A 16,808-nucleotide genomic window follows, 5' to 3' on the forward strand; every position below is an offset into this window, starting at 1 on the left:
GAGGATGCAAGCCAAAGTCGCACATTGTGCTGCCACAAGAGTTGACATACAGCCGCTTTGCTTTTAGGTTAGCGACCGAAAATATAAATGATAATCATTATTAGAGCCTTTATCATTTTTGGAGGATGATATGGATATGTCACTGGCCGAGGAAAAAACGCAGACTATGCCGACGCTCGCTCCCGACAGTTTTTTCTTTATGTCGCCGTATCGTAGTTTTACGACGTCAGGATGCTTCGCCCGCTATGCGGAACCGGCAATTGATGGCGATTCGCCAGACAGCCCTTTCCAACAAAAAATGCACGCACTGTTTGCTGATGCCAAATCGCAGGGTATCGCTAACCCCATCATGGTCGGGGCAATTCCTTTCGACACCCGCCAGCCGTCGTCGCTGTTTATTCCCCAAACATGGCAGACCTTCTCGCGAACGACTAAGCAGCAATCATCACGTTACTTTAACGCGCATCAGTCGTTAAACGTCGTTGAACGTAAATCGATCCCGGAACAGGACTTTTTTGAAGAGATGGTCGCCCGGGCGGCGGCGCTGACGGCAACCCCGGAAGTCGACAAAGTGGTGTTGTCACGCCTGATCGATATCACCACCGATGCCAATATTGACAGCGGGGCGTTACTTGAACGCCTGGTGGCGCAAAATCCGGCGAGTTACAACTTCCATGTCCCCATTGAAGACGGTGGCGTATTGATTGGCGCCAGCCCGGAACTGCTGTTACGCAAAGAAGGCGACCATTTCAGCTCCCTGCCTTTGGCCGGTTCGGCGCGTCGTCAGCCGGATGATGTGCTGGACAGAGAAGCGGGGATCCGCCTGTTGGCGTCTGAGAAGGATCGTCATGAGCATGAACTGGTGACGCAGGCGATGAAAGCCGTGTTGCGCGATCGCAGCAGTGAACTGCAACTGCCTTCCTCTCCGCAACTGGTCACTACGCCTACGCTCTGGCACCTCGGCACGCCGTTTGAAGGTAAAGCCAACGCAGAGGAAAACGCGCTGACGCTGGCGTGCCTGTTGCATCCGACGCCTGCGCTGAGCGGTTTCCCGCATCAGGTTGCGCGCAAGCTGATCGCCGAGCTGGAGCCGTTCGATCGCGAATTGTTCGGCGGTATCGTCGGCTGGTGTGATGCGGAAGGTAACGGCGAATGGGTGGTGACGATCCGCTGCGCGAAGCTGCTGCGTAATCAGGTTCGTTTCTTTGCTGGCGCCGGTATTGTGCCAGCGTCTTCTCCGGTTGCGGAATGGCGTGAAACGGGAGCCAAGCTTTCCACCATGCTGAATGTTTTTGGACTGCATTAAGCGCCTGGTCCATCAGGCTATTTTATTTGCCAGTTTGACCCTGGGCAGTGCTCACAATCCTCACGTACTACAAGTACGCTCCGGTTGCTCCGCGCTGTCCGTGTCCAAACTGGCTGCAACAATATACGCCTTATTGACAGGCTCTAAGGAGTGATAATGAGTATTCCTTTCACCCGTTGGCCGGAGGAGTTTGCCCGCCGTTACCGTGAAAAAGGCTACTGGCAGGATTTGCCGCTGACCGACATTCTTACCCGTCACGCCGAGAGCGACCATACGGCGGTAATCGATGGCGAACGCCATCTGAGCTATCGCCAGCTGAATCAGGCCACTGACAATCTCGCCTGCAGCCTGCGTCGTCAGGGAATCAAACCAGGCGAAACCGCGCTGGTGCAGTTGGGCAACGTGGCCGAGCTGTATATCACTTTTTTTGCGCTGCTTAAGCTGGGCGTCGCTCCGGTGCTGGCGCTGTTTAGCCACCAACGTAACGAACTCAATGCCTATGCCAAACAGATCGAACCGGCGTTACTGATCGCCGATCGCCAGCATGCGCTGTTTAGCGGGGACGATTTTCTTAATACCTTTGTGGCCGAGCACAATTCAGTGCGCGTGGTGCTACTGCGCAATGATGACGGCGAACATAACCTGCAAACGGCGATAGACCAGCCCGCGGCTGATTTTATCGCGACGCCATCGCCTGCTGATGAGGTGGCGTACTTCCAGCTTTCCGGCGGTACCACCGGGACGCCAAAGCTTATTCCTCGTACTCATAACGATTACTACTACAGCGTGCGTCGCAGTAATGAGATCTGCCGCTTCACCGGGGAAACGCGCTATCTGTGCGCGATCCCGGCGGCGCATAACTACGCCATGAGTTCGCCTGGTTCGCTTGGCGTATTCCTGGCTGGCGGCACCGTGGTACTGGCGGCTGACCCGAGCGCAACCCTGTGTTTCCCGCTGATTGAACAGCATCAGGTTAACGTCACGGCGCTGGTGCCACCGGCGGTGAGCCTGTGGCTACAGGCGATTGCGGAGTGGGGGAGCAATGCGCAATTGGCTTCGCTGACGTTGCTGCAGGTTGGTGGGGCACGGCTTTCCGCCTCGCTTGCGGCGCGTATTCCGGTGGAGATTGGTTGCCAGTTGCAGCAGGTTTTTGGCATGGCGGAAGGGCTTGTGAACTACACCCGTCTGGACGACAGCCCTGAGCGCATCATCAATACCCAGGGACGACCGATGTGCCCGGATGATGAAGTCTGGGTCGCCGATGCAGATGGTAATCCTCTGGCGCAGGGCGAAACGGGACGCCTGATGACCCGCGGTCCGTACACCTTCCGCGGTTACTTCAACAGCCCGGAGCACAATGCCAGCGCCTTTGACGCCAACGGTTTTTACTGCTCCGGCGATCTGATCGCCATCGATCAGGATGGCTACATCACCGTACAAGGGCGTGAGAAGGATCAGATCAACCGTGGTGGCGAGAAGATCGCAGCAGAGGAAATTGAAAATCTGCTGTTACGCCACCCATTGGTGATCCATGCGGCCCTGGTCAGTATGGATGACGAACTGATGGGCGAGAAAAGCTGTGCCTGGCTGGTGGTGAAAGAGCCGCTGCGCGCGGTACAGGTGCGCCGTTTCCTGCGCGACCAGGGCGTGGCGGAATTCAAATTACCTGACCGTGTGGAGTGCGTTGAGTCACTCCCGCTGACCCCGGTCGGTAAAGTGGATAAAAAACAATTACGTCAGTGGCTGGCGTCACGTTCACTGGCCTGAAGGAGAAAAAGAGATGGCAATTCCTAAACTGCAGGCTTATGCACTGCCTACGGCGCTTGATGTTCCAGCCAATAAAGTTGACTGGGCGTTTGAACCTGAGCGCGCCGCGCTGCTGATCCACGACATGCAGGACTATTTTATCGGCTTTTGGGGTGATAACTGCCCGATGATGGAGCAAGTGGTGGCCAACATTGCCGCACTGCGTCAGTACTGCAAAGAGCATAACATTCCGGTGTATTACACCGCTCAGCCGAAAGAACAGAGTGATGAAGACCGCGCCCTGCTCAATGATATGTGGGGACCGGGCCTGACGCGTTCCCCGGAACAGCAAAAAATCGTTGATGCGCTGGCTCCCGATGAAGCGGATACCATCCTGGTGAAATGGCGTTACAGCGCTTTTCATCGCTCTCCGCTGGAGCAGATGCTCAAAGACACTGGACGTAACCAACTGATTATTACAGGTGTGTATGCCCATATTGGCTGTATGACCACAGCGACTGACGCTTTTATGCGCGATATCAAGCCGTTTATGGTCGCTGATGCGCTGGCGGATTTTAGTCGCGATGAACACCTGATGTCGCTGAAATACGTGGCGGGACGCTCCGGTCGGGTGGTGATGACCCAGGAACTTTTGCCGACGCCGGTCCCGGCGAGTAAAGAGGCGCTGCGCAGCGTTATTCTGCCGCTGTTGGATGAGTCCGAGGAGCCAATGGATGACGAAAACCTGATCGACTACGGGCTGGATTCCGTGCGCATGATGGCGCTGGCGGCTCGCTGGCGTAAAGTTCATGGCGATATTGATTTCGTGATGCTGGCGAAAAATCCGACCATAGACGCCTGGTGGACGCTGCTCTCCCGCGAGGTGAACTGATGGCCGGATTTGATTTTGCCGGGAAAACCGTCTGGGTAACCGGCGCGGGAAAAGGCATTGGTTATACTACGGCACTGGCATTTGTGAAAGCAGGGGCGCAGGTGACGGGTTTCGATCGCGAATTTCCTCAGGATAACTACCCGTTTGCGACCGAAGTGCTGGATGTGGCCGATGCCGGGCAGGTGGCGGAGGTGTGCCAGCGCGTCCTTAAAGCGTGCGAGCGGCTGGATGTGTTGGTCAATGCCGCCGGTATTCTGCGCATGGGAGCCACCGACACACTGAGCGTTGAAGAGTGGCAGCAGACGTTTGCCGTTAACGTTGGCGGCGCGTTCAATCTGTTTCAGCAGACGATGGCGCAGTTTCGTCGCCAGCAGGGCGGGGCGATCGTGACGGTCGCGTCGGATGCGGCGCACACGCCGCGTATTGGCATGAGTGCTTATGGGGCGTCAAAAGCCGCGCTAAAAAGCCTGGCGCTTACCGTCGGACTGGAACTTGCGGGCAGCGGTGTGCGCTGTAATGTGGTTTCCCCAGGCTCGACCGATACTGACATGCAGCGCACGTTATGGGTTAGTGATGACGCGGAACAGCAGCGTATTCGCGGGTTTGGCGAGCAGTTTAAGCTCGGTATCCCGTTGGGGAAAATCGCCCGTCCGCAGGAGATAGCCAACACCATTTTATTTCTCGCCTCTGACCTTGCCAGCCACATTACGCTACAGGATATCGTGGTGGATGGCGGCTCAACGCTGGGAGCATGATGATGATCTGGAAACGCCATCTCACGCTGGATGAATTAAATGCCACCAGCCACAACACCATGGTCGCACACTTAGGCATCATCTATACCCGACTGGGCGATGATGCGCTGGAGGCCGAAATGCCGGTTGATACCCGCACGTATCAGCCGTTTGGTTTGCTGCACGGCGGCGCGTCGGCGGCACTGGCTGAAACGTTGGGTTCAATGGCGGGTTATCTGATGACCCGCGACGGGCAGTGTGTGGTCGGTACAGAACTGAACGCCACGCACCATCGGGCGGTTTCGCAGGGAAAAGTGCGCGGCGTTTGTCAGCCGCTGCATCTTGGACGGCAGAATCAAAGCTGGGAAATCGTCATCTTTGATGAGCAAGGCCGGCGCTGTTGTACCTGCCGATTAGGTACTGCGGTGATGGGGTGAAGTCGCCCGACAAAGTAAAATGAAATTGCAGGGTTAACAGGTAAATGAAGTGATCTAGTTAACACTGCAATGTAAAAACTCAGTGATACTTCGGGTTTGTATGGTTGTCAGGTTGTTAAATTCAGAAAAGATGTTATAGAAACAAAATGTAACATCTCTCTGACCTGGACAACGGATAACCAATATGAATAAATCAGGGAAGTACCTCGTCTGGACAGTGCTCTCCGTGGTGGGAGCATTTGCCCTCGGCTATATCGCATTAAACCGTGGTGAACAGATCAACGCGTTGTGGATAGTCGTGGCGTCGGTCTGTGTCTACCTTATCGCTTACCGTTTCTATGGCCTGTACATTGCGAAAAATGTGCTGGCGCTGGACCCGACGCGTATGACGCCAGCCGTGCGCCATAACGACGGTCTGGATTATGTTCCTACCGATAAAAAAGTGCTGTTCGGTCACCATTTTGCGGCGATTGCCGGGGCGGGTCCGTTAGTCGGACCGGTACTGGCGGCACAAATGGGTTATCTGCCGGGTATGATCTGGCTGCTTGCCGGGGTGGTACTCGCCGGGGCAGTGCAGGACTTCATGGTGCTGTTTGTTTCTACCCGTCGCGATGGTCGCTCCCTTGGCGAACTGGTGAAAGAAGAGATGGGCCCAACGGCGGGCGTTATTGCGCTGGTAGCCTGTTTTATGATCATGGTGATTATCCTCGCGGTACTGGCGATGATCGTCGTGAAAGCGCTGACCCACAGTCCGTGGGGAACCTACACCGTCGCATTTACCATTCCGCTGGCGATCTTTATGGGGATCTACCTGCGCTATCTGCGTCCGGGCCGCATTGGCGAAGTGTCGGTCATCGGTTTGGTATTCCTGGTGTTTGCCATTATTTCCGGCGGCTGGGTGGCCGAAAGTCCGACCTGGGCACCGTATTTTGACTTTACCGGCGTACAACTGACGTGGATGCTGGTGGGTTACGGCTTTGTCGCTGCCGTACTGCCGGTATGGCTGTTGCTGGCCCCGCGTGATTATCTCTCTACTTTCCTGAAGATCGGCACCATTGTTGGTCTGGCGGTGGGGATACTGATCATGCGCCCGACGTTGACCATGCCTGCGCTGACCAAATTTGTTGATGGTACTGGCCCGGTCTGGACCGGTAACCTGTTCCCATTCCTGTTTATTACCATTGCCTGTGGCGCTGTTTCCGGCTTCCACGCGCTGATCTCTTCCGGTACCACGCCGAAGATGCTGGCGAACGAAGGGCAGGCCTGTTTTATCGGCTACGGCGGGATGTTAATGGAATCCTTCGTCGCCATTATGGCGCTGGTTTCCGCGTGCATCATCGATCCGGGCGTGTACTTTGCAATGAATAGCCCAATGGCGGTGCTGGCTCCTGCGGGTACGGTGGATGTAGTTGCTTCTGCGGCGCAGGTGGTCAGCAGTTGGGGCTTTGCCATTACGCCGGACACCTTGCATCAAATCGCCAATGAAGTCGGTGAACAATCCATTATTTCCCGCGCAGGCGGTGCGCCGACGCTGGCCGTTGGGATGGCGTATATTCTGCATGGTGCGCTGGGCGGCATGATGGATGTGGCGTTCTGGTATCACTTCGCCATTCTGTTTGAAGCCCTGTTCATCCTGACGGCGGTTGATGCGGGTACCCGCGCGGCGCGCTTTATGCTGCAGGATCTGCTGGGCGTCGTCTCACCGGGGCTGAAACGGACCGACTCGCTACCGGCAAACCTGCTGGCAACCGCGTTGTGTGTACTGGCCTGGGGTTACTTCCTGCACCAGGGCGTGGTCGATCCGTTAGGCGGCATCAACACCCTGTGGCCGCTGTTCGGTATCGCGAACCAGATGCTGGCCGGTATGGCATTGATGCTGTGTGCGGTCGTACTGTTCAAGATGAAACGTCAGCGCTACGCATGGGTGGCACTGGTACCAACGGCCTGGCTGCTGATTTGTACTCTGACTGCCGGCTGGCAGAAAGCGTTTAGCCCGGATGCGAAAATTGGCTTCCTGGCGATCGCCAACAAGTTCCAGGCGATGATCGACAGCGGTAATATTCCGGCGCAGTACACTCAGTCGCAGCTGACGCAACTGGTGTTTAACAACCGCCTGGATGCGGGGCTCACTATTTTCTTCATGGTGGTCGTGGTGGTACTGGGTCTGTTCTCGATTAAAACTGCGCTGGCAGCACTGAAAGAGGACAAACCGACGTCGAAAGAAACGCCGTACGAACCGATGCCTGAGAATGTCGAAGAGATCGTGGCGCAGGCGAAAGGCGCGCACTAATATTCTCTTAACCAACATAGCCCTCCCCTGAACAGGGAGGGCGTTTGTACGCCAGGGAATCACTATGTTTGAAACACTCGCTAAAGCCGGGAAGTATTTAGGGCAAACCGCCCGCTTGATGATCGGTGTGCCGGATTACGACAACTATGTTGAGCATATGCGTGTCACGCACCCGGACCAGACGCCAATGACCTACGAAGAATTCTTTCGCGAGCGTCAGGATGCGCGCTATGGGGGGAAAGGTGGCGCGAAGTGCTGCTGATTTATTGCCGGATGACGCTGACGCTTATCCGGCCTACAACTCCTCGAATTATTGTGAGCATTTGCCGTTATAATTAATCATCGTAGGCCTGATAAGGCGAAGCCGCCATCAGGCAACCTGCACCATAATCACATCGTAAACGATTCTACCTTCTCGAACGCTGCGCGCAGGGTATCTGTCGTTAATGTTGCCGGCAGCGCATGAATAGATTCCACCGGGCGCAGGGTGTGTGCAACTACCTTGTCGATTTCGACTCGATTATTGATGTCCACTTCCAGTTGAGCCAATCGGGTTGGCAGGTTGAAGCGCTGATAAGCGGTAATTAACTGCGCCAGCACATCATCTTGTCCAAGCAGCGCGCACTGCACCAGTATGCCGTACGCCACTTTGGTGCCATGCAAAAATTTCTCCGTCTGGGGCAGGACTGTCAGCCCGTTATGGACCGAATGTGCCGCCGCCACGCGGGTGTAGCGCTCACCCAGGCCACCGACCATGCCGCCTCCGGCAATAATCGCATCCACCACATCGCAAAACGTGCGGCTTAGCGTGCCCTGTTGTTTGTCTGCCAGCGCCTGTTCGCTGCTTTCCAGCAGGACGTCACGGATCGTCTGTGCGGCATTGATCCCCAGACGTACAGTCAATGGCAGAGTTTCCGGCTGAGGTGCGAGCACCACGGCTTCATACCACTTCGCCAGCGTATCGCCGATCCCCGCCAGTAAATATTCCTCTGGCGCGCTGAGCACGATCTGTGGCTCAACCAGCACGAGGAAATTGGCGTCAGCGAAAATTTCAAAATGCAGCGCCTGGCCTGCATCGTTGTACCAGACGGAGAGCGGCGTCCATGCGGCGCAGGTCGCCGCGATAGTAGGAATAGCAACAAAAGGCAGACCCAGACGACGGGCCAGCGCTTTGGCCGTGTCGAGCAATGTCCCGCCACCCACGCCAATCACCACGCTGCGGTTATCTCCCGACTCTTTTGCCAGTTGAGCAACGTCGGTTTTGCTGCAATGTCCCGTAAACAGCAGGCGCTTAGCTTCGGCAAGATGAAAAGCCTCTGGCAGATAAGGGCGGGCCGCATCGATGGCACGTTCACCATAAACCCAGACGGCGCGTGAGAGTTGGTCGGTTGTGAAAAAATCGTTGAGTCTCGACAGGCTGCCGGGATGGGAAGAATAGTTGGCCGGGCCGGTGACGACGCGAATCTCGGTATTACTCATGTTGTGTTGTCCTTTTGGCTGTCCTGTTCAGGCAGGTTATATTTATATGGACGTCTGAACGTCTTGATTGCCAAATACTAGCATCGTGCTATAGTGGCTTCAACAACAACATCACACGCTGGGATAACAATAATGAGTAATAACCCGCTGATTGTGCAAAGTAAACTGCCTAATCTGGGCACCACAATCTTCACGCAGATGAGCGCGCTGGCGCAGCAGCATCAGGCCATTAACCTCTCGCAGGGATTTCCTGATTTTGATGGTCCACATTTCTTGCAGGAACGTCTGGCATATCATGTCGCGCATGGCGCAAACCAGTATGCGCCGATGACGGGCGTGCAGCCGCTGCGTGAAGCCATTGCCGATAAAACCATGGAGTTGTACGGCTATAAGCCCGACGCGACAAGTGAAGTCACCGTCACGGCAGGGGCCACAGAAGCATTGTATGCAGCCATTACGGCGCTGGTACGGCCTGGTGATGAAGTGATCTGTTTTGATCCGAGCTACGACAGCTATGCGCCTGCGGTGGCGTTATCCGGCGGCGTGGTGAAACGTATTGCGCTGCAACCGCCGTCATTTCGTGTGGACTGGCAGGAATTTGCCACGTTACTCAGCGAGCGCACCCGGTTAGTGATCCTCAATACACCCCATAACCCATCTGCGACCGTCTGGCAGCGCACCGATTTTGATGCGTTATGGCAGGCGATTAAAGAACGTGAGATTTTTGTTATCAGCGACGAAGTTTATGAGCATATCTGCTTTACCGCTCATGGACATGCGAGCGTGTTGGCTCACCCGCAGCTACGGGAACGCGCTGTTGCCGTTTCATCCTTCGGCAAAACGTATCATATGACCGGTTGGAAAGTCGGCTATTGCGTTGCACCCGCCGCCATTAGCGCCGAGCTACGCAAAGTCCATCAATACCTGACGTTCTCAGTCAACACGCCGGCTCAGCTGGCGCTGGCGGATATGCTGCGGGAGGACCCAATGCATTACCGCGAGCTGCCCGCGTTTTATCAGAAAAAGCGTGATGTGCTGGTGAATGCGTTACGTGACAGTCGGCTGGACATTCTGCCGTGTGAGGGGACCTATTTTCTGCTGGTCGATTACAGTGCGATCTCAACGCTTAACGACGTTGAGTTTTGCCAGTGGTTAACTAAAGAAGTGGGGGTTGCGGCGATACCGCTGTCGGTATTCTGCGCCGATCCTTTCCCGCATAAGCTGATCCGCCTATGCTTTGCCAAGCAAGAATCGACGCTGTTAGCAGCCGCAGAGCGTCTGGTTTCGCTGTAGTTATTTTACTGTCCAGGCTTTGGAAAACCGACGGTCGGCAAATAACTCCTGCAGGCCGTTGATTTGCTTCAGTCGCAATACTTCATCGTTATCCATGCCGAGTTCTTTAGCAATTTTTTCTTCGCTCCACCCCAGTTGCGATAATTCACGCACGATCTCCGACATGGCGTGGATTTGGTGGCGTCCGCGGGCGCGGTTGTGGCGGATTGTCGCCGCCATACGCTCATGACGATCGCGTTCCAGGCAGGTGATGGGCAGATAGCCTTTTAAGCGCGGCTTTAGCGATGCTTTATTTTTCCCTAATTCATGGCGATGAAAACCGTCCACTATCTCATACTCTTCGCTGGATGATTCAACCACCACAATCGGCTGAGTGAAGCCATCAGCTTCAATAGATTTAAGCAGTAATTTTTTCTCTGGCGGAGCAACATTGTTCGGGTTGTAGTCGTTGGGAGAAATATGATCATTTTTAACCCAAAGTACGCAATCTACCGGCTCTTCACGAAAAGGGCTGACGCTATGGATGGCTTTCCTGAATTCATTGATCGCTTCAATACGCTTTTCTTCAGACAGAGCAGAAAGAAAGCCGGTGAGTTCCTGTGTTAGTCGTTGTTGCATAAAATCCCCCATTCCTGGCGTTTGGTTTTCATACGTTCAGTATATCGCTGGTAGTTTTTCGTTTTTGTGGGGCTAAACGAAAGTGCTCGACACCAGTAATCATTATTCAGGAGTACTTTGCAGATCCTTCTCCATGAGGGGATATCCCTGGAACCAATATCACCTTCCTGACTTTCCGGGATATTGTCCAAACCTTTTTTCTTATACCACTGTATATAGACGGCAATTTTGTTGCGGTAATGCTCTGCGGTCTGTTCTGGCATGCTGTTTAATAGCAGCATGGCATATTCTTGCCAGCTTAAATGTTCAGGCTTGAGTATTTTTCGATGACCGTAAAAATGGTTGTCATGACCGGCGTAAATTCCTCCGCTTTTAACACCGCTGACGCGGGCGCACATAGCCGCCCATCGCTGGGGCTCAATGACATGGTACAGCCACAGCCCCTGGCGTTGTTCTGGTCCAAAGGGTTCGCAAATACGCATATATCGTGTCGGGACCCCGGCCTGGTACATCAGATTATACAGGGGGTTACACGGCAATTTCGACTTTGCAAACCATGTCCAGATATCAGCTGTTTTCCAGTCATATAGCGGGTAAATATACCAGGTGTGTCCACCAGGCGCTGCGGTCGTCCACGGCTTGTCATCGGCAAAACGTTGCTTGTGCGAATTAGCGATGGCCACAAAGCGGTTATATGACTCGTCCGCACGAATGCCGACCATCATCGCGGCTGGTCGTTTTTGTGAAAACCAGTCAGCGAATTCGCGAACAAAGAGTTCAAATGTCATGCCGGGCTGATAGAAAGAAAAGAAATTGGGGTCGGTTATAGCATCGGCCGGTGGCTGACGCACCCATTGTATATTTGGCTCCCAGCACTGCCATTCCGGTTGATATTGTGAAAGTGAGTTTTGTGTGGTCAGAGGTAATGCGACCCAATAAAATTTTTCAATAACGTCAGAATAATGCTCTCTCAGTGTTTGAACATAGTCGATGGTGCAAGAAAACTGAGCTTCCCAGTCAATAAAAAGTACGCTAATTTTTTTGTGTAACTGGCGTGCAAGGGTAGCTGTAAGATGTAGCATGAGACCGGAATCTTTTCCTCCGGAGAATGACACGCATACGTGAGGCAGCGCCTCCAGAGTCCAGGCAATGCGTTCCAGAGACGCTTCCAGAACGTTTTGCCCAAGCGGGATTTTGTAAACAGACATAGCAAGTCCATACTGAAATAATAAATGAGTTACATCTCCAATGTATACTTGTAATAAGATAGGCTAATTTACGCGACGTGCAACTTTTAAATATATCCATTAAGTGAATTTGTTGCTATTATTTTATTCATGGTGTCAATTTTGTCTTTAGTGAGATATATAAACTTGGCGTTCTGCATTATTTATTTTATTTATGAAGTCCTCGAAATTTTTATTATTTAGCGATGCCCGATTATACATTATAAAAAAATCTAATGATGGCATCTCAATATCAATGTCGATCTCTTTTAAGTTCAAAACAGACGAGTATAGCTCATAAGTTGCTTTGGGAAGTATACCAATAATATCGGTATGGGCAATGATGTTAACAATTGACATTAGTGAATTACTGGAAAAACCTATTTTTCTATTTTGTAAAAAGGAATTTGCTTGAGACTGGTATTGTTTTACACCTGAATCGTCAGTGAGTAGCAGGGAAAACTGCTCTTCAAGTATTTTAGTTAACGTTGTTTTACCCGTTATCCTGGGATGATTTTTACTACAGGCTAAAACTGTTTCGACCTTTCTAAACGGACTACATATAATCGAACGATTTACAACAGGGGATGCAGTGATGACAACATCTGCTTTGCGGTATGCTAACAGTTCTTCAGCCGATACCGATGTCATTAATATGTCACTGTGTTCGATTTCAACATGCTTATCTTCTCTAATCAGGTTGACTAATGCAATAACAAATGTGCTATTTATAATCTGTGGACTATAAATTATAAATTTTTTCTTCAGGCTGGAACTATGCATAATATTTATCGTTTGTTCCAGGTGATTAAGATTATTCTCAAGGTGGCGGTGTAGATTGATGCTCATCACTGTGGGGGTAATTCCTTTACCCGATCGAACGAACAGTGGATCGTTTAGTTGTGCACGTAGTCTTTGTAGCGACTGGCTAACGGCTGAGGGGGTGATATACAGTGTCTCCGCAGCTTTGCTTATGCTCAAATGTTGATATATACATTCAAAAATAACGAGCAGATTGAGATCGAATTTTTTAAGATCATAGAGGTTAGCCATGTATACTTTCCTGTGACGGTAAAATTTGAAAAATTAAATTATGTAATAGTTTAAAAGGTACTTATTTACAGGCTTTATGTTTCAGTGCTTAATGAACGATTAATTTAAACTAACATAGCACAGAGTGCTTAATTTTTACGAGGAAAAAAGAATTGCGTTGAGTGATTGAAATGAGAACGATAACAATCACTCATTTTGTTACCTTTATTTATTTCCCATGATAATGTTTAATTTTTCCTTATCGGGTAACCCGACTTCCTGCTGTAACGTATTGTCTTTACTCATGTAGTAGATGGCTGGCGTCACGTTAGCGCCTAAATCATCCATCAACTTTTGATTGATATTGAGTATCTTCATCTGCTCGGGCGGGAGTGAGGCTGGAATTTCCAGTTTCATTTTGCCGCCGGAAGCTTCATAGTCATGCCAGGTTTTGGCTGGATCTTTTGCCGACAAGATTGCGGCAGCTGTTGCCGGACTTTCGGGTTTGATTACGCCCACCAGCAGCGTACGCAACTGAACTTTACCGGAATCAACCCACGGACGCGCCTGCTGCCAGAACTGTTTGCAATAAGGGCAGAAGGGATCGGCGAACACGTAGACAATTACCGGGGCCTCTTTCTTACCATCCAGAATCCAAGACGCTTTTTCCATTCGTTGCCACATCTCGCGCCCTGCAGGGGCGTAGATCTCTTTTTCTATCAGCGCATTGCTAAGATTTTCCCCTTTTTCGTTATACATATAACCGGAGATGGCATGTTTACCGTCAGGAGTGACATAAATGGTTACTCCCATATCCTGGTATTTACCCAGATAACCTTTCATTCCACCTGGTGCGTCGAAAGGCTTCAGGATGGTAATGCCCTGTTTCTCAATGGCTTTAACAGGGGCAGGTAGCTCTTCGGCATGAACGATAGCGGGAAGCAAGGATAAGAGTAAGGTACGTTTAAACATTGATTTTCCTTATAAAATCAGAAGGAAAGGGAACTGAATTGCAAAACCTATCACAGCCATAGGTAAGATCGACAGTCTGTCGATTGCCCTTTCTTTGGTTGGGTGATGTAATCCCAATCGCTGTTACGACCTTTGTTAAGGTAATGTAGAGCGCAACACATAGCCAGCTCTGCTGGTACTGACGTTACCTGCGGGTAGCTCAGGTAATGAGGCTCCCTGCATAGGGGGCCTTTTTTACTTTTGTCTTTTAGATTCGTTTGAGTGAGTTGTTAGTTAACGCTTATTGATTTGATAAAGGAAACGCATTAGCCCTTTGAAGAGATTTTCGTTAACTTATCTCTCAACGAAAACACGGAGGAAGTACAGATGTCTTTGATTAATACCAAAATTAAACCTTTCAAAAACCAGGCGTTCAAAAACGGTGAGTTCATCGAAGTAACCGAGAAAGATACCGAAGGTCGCTGGAGCGTCTTCTTCTTCTACCCGGCTGACTTCACCTTCGTATGCCCGACCGAACTGGGCGACGTTGCAGACCATTATGAAGAACTGCAGAAACTGGGCGTAGACGTTTACTCTGTTTCTACTGATACCCACTTTACGCACAAAGCATGGCACAGCAGCTCTGACACCATCGCAAAAATCAAATATGCGATGATCGGCGACCCGACTGGCGCCCTGACCCGTAACTTCGACAACATGCGTGAAGATGAAGGTCTGGCTGACCGCGCAACCTTCGTTGTTGACCCGCAGGGTATCATCCAGGCAATCGAAGTTACCGCTGAAGGTATCGGCCGTGATGCGTCTGACCTGCTGCGCAAAATTAAAGCTGCACAGTATGTCGCTTCCCACCCAGGCGAAGTTTGCCCGGCTAAGTGGAAAGAAGGCGAAGCAACTCTGGCTCCGTCCCTGGACCTGGTTGGTAAAATCTAAGCTAATTTGTAGGCCGGATAAACGTAGTGCATCCGGCATTCCACAGGCGCAAATCTGCGCCTGTTTCATTCCAGCACCATGACGCAAGTTGCATTAATGCAGTCCCGCGAAGTCGGCTTGCATGATGATGTTTTCAGAGAGGGAAGAAGAATGCTCGACACAAATATGAAAACCCAGCTCAGGGCTTACCTTGAGAAACTGACCAAACCTGTTGAGCTGATTGCTACGCTGGATGACAGCGCTAAATCGGCAGAAATCAAGGAGCTGCTGACTGAAATTGCTGAACTGTCAGAGAAAGTCACTTTTAAAGAAGACAATACTCTGCCGGTACGTAAGCCATCGTTCCTGATAACCAATCCTGGCTCTCATCAGGGGCCGCGCTTTGCGGGTTCTCCGCTGGGCCATGAGTTTACCTCGCTGGTGCTCGCGCTGTTGTGGACCGGTGGTCATCCGTCAAAAGAGGCGCAGGCGTTGCTGGAGCAAATCCGCGATCTCGACGGCGATTTTGAGTTTGAAACCTATTATTCACTGTCATGCCATAACTGTCCGGACGTGGTGCAGGCGCTGAACCTGATGTCTGTGCTGAACCCACGCATCAAGCATACGGCGATTGACGGCGGTACTTTCCAGAACGAAATCACCGATCGTAACGTGATGGGCGTTCCGGCGGTATTTATGAACGGTAAAGAGTTCGGCCAGGGCCGCATGACGCTGACTGAGATCGTGGCGAAAGTGGATACCGGCGCAGAGAAGCGTGCGGCTGAAGAGTTGAACAAACGTGATGCTTATGACGTACTGATTGTTGGTTCCGGCCCTGCGGGAGCGGCTGCGGCGGTGTACTCTGCACGTAAAGGTATTCGCACCGGTCTGATGGGCGAACGCTTTGGCGGTCAGGTTCTGGATACCGTTGATATTGAAAACTATATCTCGGTACCGAAAACCGAAGGTCAGAAACTGGCGGGCGCGCTGAAAGCCCACGTTGATGACTATGATGTTGACGTTATCGATAGCCAAAGCGCCAGCAAACTGGTTCCTGCGGCGCAGGAAGGTGGTCTGCATCAGATTGAAACAGCATCCGGCGCGGTGTTGAAAGCGCGCAGTATTATCATCGCGACCGGCGCGAAGTGGCGCAACATGAACGTTCCGGGCGAAGATCAGTATCGCACCAAAGGCGTAACCTATTGCCCGCACTGTGATGGTCCGCTGTTTAAAGGCAAGCGCGTGGCGGTGATTGGCGGCGGTAACTCTGGTGTTGAAGCCGCTATTGACCTGGCGGGCATCGTTGAACATGTGACGCTGCTGGAGTTTGCTCCTGAAATGAAGGCCGATCAGGTGCTGCAGAATAAACTGCGCAGTCTGAAAAACGTCGACATTATTTTGAATGCGCAAACGACAGAAGTAAAAGGCGATGGCAGCAAAGTGACTGGGCTTGAGTATCGTGACCGCGTGAGCGGTGATATTCACAGTGTGGAGCTGGCAGGTATCTTTGTACAGATTGGTCTGCTGCCGAACACCAACTGGCTGGAAGGCGCCGTTGAACGTAACCGCATGGGTGAAATTATCATCGATGCGAAGTGCGAAACCAGCGTGAAAGGTGTTTTCGCTGCGGGTGACTGCACCACCGTACCGTATAAGCAGATCATCATCGCGACAGGCGAAGGCGCGAAAGCCTCGTTAAGCTCTTTTGATTATCTGATTCGCACAACAGTAGCATAAAAAAGTAAGACTCACCTGCATGCCAAAACCGCCAGTCATCCGCTGGCGGTTTTTTATTTCCGCGCTCTCAAATTGTCAATTCTTGAAACAATAAACTGCATTAAACATTCATTTAATTAGCCTGATCATTAGTTTCG

Annotated in this window: 15 protein-coding genes; 10 read left to right on the forward strand and 5 right to left on the reverse strand. The window is 51.9% G+C overall.

Going from position 1 to position 16,808, the window contains the following annotated elements:
- Positions 1-130 precede the first annotated feature (130 nt).
- The 7 genes from entC (at position 131) to ACVXHP_RS18240 (ending at position 7,667) form a co-directional block, all read left to right on the forward strand.
- Entirely contained in the window at positions 131-1,306 is a 1,176-nt protein-coding gene (gene entC / locus ACVXHP_RS18210) for an isochorismate synthase EntC (RefSeq protein ID WP_316129761.1), read from the forward strand.
- 156 nt (positions 1,307-1,462) lie between these two features.
- Complete coding sequence (entE, locus tag ACVXHP_RS18215) at positions 1,463-3,073, forward strand: (2,3-dihydroxybenzoyl)adenylate synthase EntE (protein ID WP_316129760.1); 1,611 nt, start codon at positions 1,463-1,465, stop codon at positions 3,071-3,073.
- Between the two features lie 13 nt (positions 3,074-3,086).
- The gene (locus ACVXHP_RS18220; RefSeq protein WP_304696879.1) at positions 3,087-3,944 is read left to right on the forward strand and encodes an isochorismatase; all 858 of its coding nucleotides are present in this window, start codon (positions 3,087-3,089) and stop codon (positions 3,942-3,944) included.
- Positions 3,944-4,699 (forward strand): 2,3-dihydro-2,3-dihydroxybenzoate dehydrogenase EntA, encoded by a 756-nt coding sequence (entA, locus tag ACVXHP_RS18225; RefSeq protein WP_200007433.1) that lies wholly within the window; start codon positions 3,944-3,946, stop codon positions 4,697-4,699. The genes ACVXHP_RS18220 and entA overlap by 1 nt, the downstream gene beginning before the upstream one ends.
- 2 nt (positions 4,700-4,701) lie before the next feature.
- Complete coding sequence (entH, locus tag ACVXHP_RS18230) at positions 4,702-5,115, forward strand: proofreading thioesterase EntH (RefSeq protein WP_316129764.1); 414 nt, start codon at positions 4,702-4,704, stop codon at positions 5,113-5,115.
- Between the two features lie 184 nt (positions 5,116-5,299).
- The gene (cstA, locus tag ACVXHP_RS18235) at positions 5,300-7,405 is read left to right on the forward strand and encodes a pyruvate/proton symporter CstA (protein WP_200007431.1); all 2,106 of its coding nucleotides are present in this window, start codon (positions 5,300-5,302) and stop codon (positions 7,403-7,405) included.
- A gap of 64 nt (positions 7,406-7,469) precedes the next feature.
- Positions 7,470-7,667 (forward strand): YbdD/YjiX family protein, encoded by a 198-nt coding sequence (locus ACVXHP_RS18240; protein WP_003022064.1) that lies wholly within the window; start codon positions 7,470-7,472, stop codon positions 7,665-7,667.
- Between the two features lie 128 nt (positions 7,668-7,795).
- Here the strand turns inward: ACVXHP_RS18240 and ACVXHP_RS18245 are convergent, their stop codons facing one another.
- Positions 7,796-8,884: an oxidoreductase gene (locus tag ACVXHP_RS18245; RefSeq protein WP_316129759.1), complete on the reverse strand. Its 1,089-nt coding sequence runs from the start codon at positions 8,882-8,884 to the stop codon at positions 7,796-7,798.
- 132 nt (positions 8,885-9,016) lie between these two features.
- Between ACVXHP_RS18245 and ACVXHP_RS18250 the strand changes: the two genes are divergently transcribed.
- Complete coding sequence (locus ACVXHP_RS18250) at positions 9,017-10,177, forward strand: pyridoxal phosphate-dependent aminotransferase (RefSeq protein WP_447571975.1); 1,161 nt, start codon at positions 9,017-9,019, stop codon at positions 10,175-10,177.
- Here ACVXHP_RS18250 and ACVXHP_RS18255 read toward each other — a convergent pair whose 3' ends face one another.
- The 4 genes from ACVXHP_RS18255 to dsbG all read right to left on the reverse strand — a co-directional run bounded on the left by ACVXHP_RS18255 (position 10,178) and on the right by dsbG (position 14,025).
- Positions 10,178-10,795, reverse strand: a complete 618-nt coding sequence (locus ACVXHP_RS18255) for an IbrB-like domain-containing protein (protein WP_316129757.1) — start codon at positions 10,793-10,795, stop codon at positions 10,178-10,180.
- A complete protein-coding gene (locus tag ACVXHP_RS18260) occupies positions 10,780-12,003 on the reverse strand; it encodes a phosphoadenosine phosphosulfate reductase (RefSeq protein WP_447571976.1) in 1,224 nt (407 codons plus the stop codon). Before ACVXHP_RS18260 ends, ACVXHP_RS18255 begins: the two co-directional genes overlap by 16 nt.
- 147 nt (positions 12,004-12,150) lie before the next feature.
- Positions 12,151-13,074, reverse strand: a complete 924-nt coding sequence (gene citR, locus ACVXHP_RS18265) for a DNA-binding transcriptional repressor CitR (protein ID WP_447571977.1) — start codon at positions 13,072-13,074, stop codon at positions 12,151-12,153.
- 204 nt (positions 13,075-13,278) lie between these two features.
- Entirely contained in the window at positions 13,279-14,025 is a 747-nt protein-coding gene (gene dsbG / locus ACVXHP_RS18270) for a thiol:disulfide interchange protein DsbG (RefSeq protein ID WP_316129754.1), read from the reverse strand.
- Between the two features lie 366 nt (positions 14,026-14,391).
- Between dsbG and ahpC the strand changes: the two genes are divergently transcribed.
- Positions 14,392-14,955 carry an alkyl hydroperoxide reductase subunit C gene (ahpC, locus tag ACVXHP_RS18275; RefSeq protein ID WP_004859485.1) on the forward strand — a complete coding sequence of 188 codons (564 nt, stop codon included), beginning with the start codon at positions 14,392-14,394 and terminating at the stop codon, positions 14,953-14,955.
- Positions 14,956-15,105: 150 nt separating this feature from the next.
- Positions 15,106-16,671, forward strand: coding sequence for an alkyl hydroperoxide reductase subunit F (gene ahpF, locus ACVXHP_RS18280; RefSeq protein WP_200007417.1), 1,566 nt, complete (start codon positions 15,106-15,108; stop codon positions 16,669-16,671).
- The last annotated feature ends 137 nt before the right edge of the window (positions 16,672-16,808 follow it).

The sequence above is a fragment of the Citrobacter freundii complex sp. 2025EL-00176 genome (assembly GCF_053309355.1).